Origin of the sequence: Pedobacter psychrodurus, from assembly GCF_032678585.1 — a bacterium.
In the GTDB taxonomy this organism is placed as follows: domain Bacteria; phylum Bacteroidota; class Bacteroidia; order Sphingobacteriales; family Sphingobacteriaceae; genus Pedobacter; species Pedobacter psychrodurus_A.
On the sequence record NZ_JAVTSN010000107.1, the window covers coordinates 1 to 2,724 of the forward strand.

Here is a 2,724-nt window from a genome sequence, read left to right on the forward strand (position 1 = left end):
TGGATATTCCGAGAAAAGTTTACCAGTATTTCCGCTTTGAAACCTTACCAGGTTTTCCGACGCAAAGGTTACCAGCGACAGCTGGTTTATTATAAGAGTTGCTTTTTTGTTTAACAATAATAAGGTTTATTTTTTCTTTCTCAAAGATTCACCCATGAGTTCAACTTTATGTGCCGACGCTGTCAGTCTGTCCAGTATAGCATCCGCAAGGCTTGGTTCATTAATGAACTCATAATATTTATCCAGCGGAAGCTGGGAGGTTATAATGATTGAACCATTTCCATACCTGTCTTCAAGAATATCAAGCAGTGCGAGTTTTGCGTCATGGGTAAGCGGCTTGAGTCCAAAGTCATCTAGAATAACAACTGCGTGTGCAGCTATGTTTTTGATCCACTTTAGGTAGGTCCCGTCAAGTTTTGCCTGCCCGATCGCTTCCAGGAATTTATTCATAGCCAGATACAGTACTTTGTGTCCCATCAGGCAGGCATTCCTTCCCAGCGCACAGGCGAGGTAACTTTTTCCGCAACCAGTTAACCCATGGATAAGGATATTCTGAGATCTATTGACCAGACTATCATCAGATAATTGTCCAAGCATCTCTCTGGTCAGGCCACGTTCCGGTTTGCAGATCACTTCCTCAAGTAATGCATTGTAACGGAGTCTGCTGTTTTTCAACAACCTCTCGGTTCGCTGAAAGTTTCGATGCTCAATTTCAGCCTGACAGAGCATGGCTACCAGGGTATATGCATCTTCCTGTTGATGACTGGGCAGGTTTAACATGGCTTGATAACGTTTCGCCATGCCTGGTAGCCTAAGTGAATTAAGTTGATCCAGTGTTGATTGTTTATTCATTTTATTTGGAGTTGATTTCTAATTTAGCGTCTCATATGCCTCTGCTCCCCTGTGGTTGTCATGGTTGGGGATTGGTGAACCTTCAGCAGGAGCATCTTCCTTAAGGTCCATATTGTTGGATAGAATATTATTGAGAACACCATAATTATACTTATAACCTCTCAATGCCCTCTTGCACGCATTCTCCACGCGTACTGAACCAAAGGAACTTATCAGTCTTAGAATACCCAGGCACGGTCCATAAGCCTGGTGAATGGAGATCTTACTTTCCATTAGCTTACTGAAGAACTGATGGGTGGCTGGACCATTTTGCTCGGCTTTGAGTAAATAATAATCAGGATCCCAACCACGCCTTTCAGCAATCTTTCTGTGATTTTCCGGCATGTGCTCCAGATCAGTGGTATAGCCATGCTTTTTAAAGCTTCGCTTATGTATGGCAACCCGTTCAAGTTGATAATAGATTTCAACGTGGTCTGAATCATAAACGATCGTTACGTTTTTGCCCAGATAAGCAAATGGTACACTATAGAAATGCCAATCTTCACCGACCACTACATGATAGTTCTTCTGAACCTTTGCCTTTGTGTAGTGGGACAGTTCGAATGGCTGAGCGGCCAGAGGCTGCAAAAGGGGCTTTTCCTCAGACTGAAAAAGACTCATCCGGCTATAGCTCTTTTTCTGGAAGTTTAACTGGTGGTGCTCGTCTACCTTTTTAAGAATAGCCCTGTTTAGTTCTTCCAGACTATAGAAGCTTTCATTACGTAAAAGAGCAAAAACCCTTCTATAGGAAATGAGCACCTGATTCTCCACCGATGGTTTATCCTTTGGCCGACCCGGGCGGGTAGCCAGTAGCCCTACTTTATTGTGCAGTGCCCATTGTTCCAGAAGCTCAGGAAAGGTAGGCTCATATTTACAGGTCCTAACCACCCATTGTTTCATGTTATCAGAGATAACGTTCAGCGGCGTTCCCTGAAAATATTCCAGCATCCTGTTAAGGCCACCGATAACATTTACCAGAGTTGCATCCGGCAGCGCCATGACAAAACAATAGCTGCTGAATGGAAGTACTCCAACCAGAACAGGACACTCTATTACCTCTCCGCTATCGCGATCAACATATTCAAGTCTTGAGCCTGCAAAATCGATCTCCAGAAGGTGACCGGGTTTGTGCTCCATGCGCATACTTGGCTTGCGTGAGGAAAGCTCGATATCTAAAAGTTCGCAGAACCGGGAATATTGAAACCCTGAAGGATATAACTTTAGGTACTCCTGCCATAGCAAAAACCTGGTAACACCCACACGTTTAAGTTCAAGAAGAAAATAACCCACCTGTTGCTGGAAATGAAACTTTCTTAGATCGATTGGTTCATCCTTTTGTTCCTTTTGGGAATGGACAAGGCTATTTAAATCATTGTCCCCCATATTAAAGAGCACATCGTAATCGGTACCGGTAGCCTTAAGTAACTTCGAGTACAGATGAATGGTTGGTCGGGAAACTCCTGTTTGCCTGGCGATCTCACGCTCAGAATAACCACGTTTAAGAAACAGGAGTATCTGTCTTACTTTTTGCATACTGAGTAGTTTATTTGCCATCTCTATATAGTTTGATCCTAATCAAAACTATAAGAAACGGTAGTAAATCACTCTTAATGGTAAACTTTGCCGTGGAATAAGTGGTAACCTTTGTGCCGGAATGTCAGGCGTTTAAGAGCCTTGAGTCGTTACAAATGGTAAACTTTGCTCCGGAATACCTGGTAAGTTTTGAAATGGAATACCTGGTAATATTTCCTTCGGAATACTGGTAAGCTATGAAGCGGAATAGCTGGTAATATATCCAGCGGAATGGTGGTAAACTATAGAGCGGAATATCCA

At 43.1% G+C, this 2,724-nt stretch carries 2 protein-coding genes; both read right to left on the reverse strand.

Going from position 1 to position 2,724, the window contains the following annotated elements:
• Positions 1-126: 126 nt before the first annotated feature.
• Complete coding sequence (gene istB / locus R2S57_RS30210) at positions 127-852, reverse strand: IS21-like element helper ATPase IstB (protein ID WP_265802111.1); 726 nt, start codon at positions 850-852, stop codon at positions 127-129.
• A gap of 18 nt (positions 853-870) precedes the next feature.
• Positions 871-2,445, reverse strand: a complete 1,575-nt coding sequence (istA, locus tag R2S57_RS30215; RefSeq protein ID WP_316848628.1) for an IS21 family transposase — start codon at positions 2,443-2,445, stop codon at positions 871-873.
• Between the last annotated feature and the right edge of the window lie 279 nt (positions 2,446-2,724).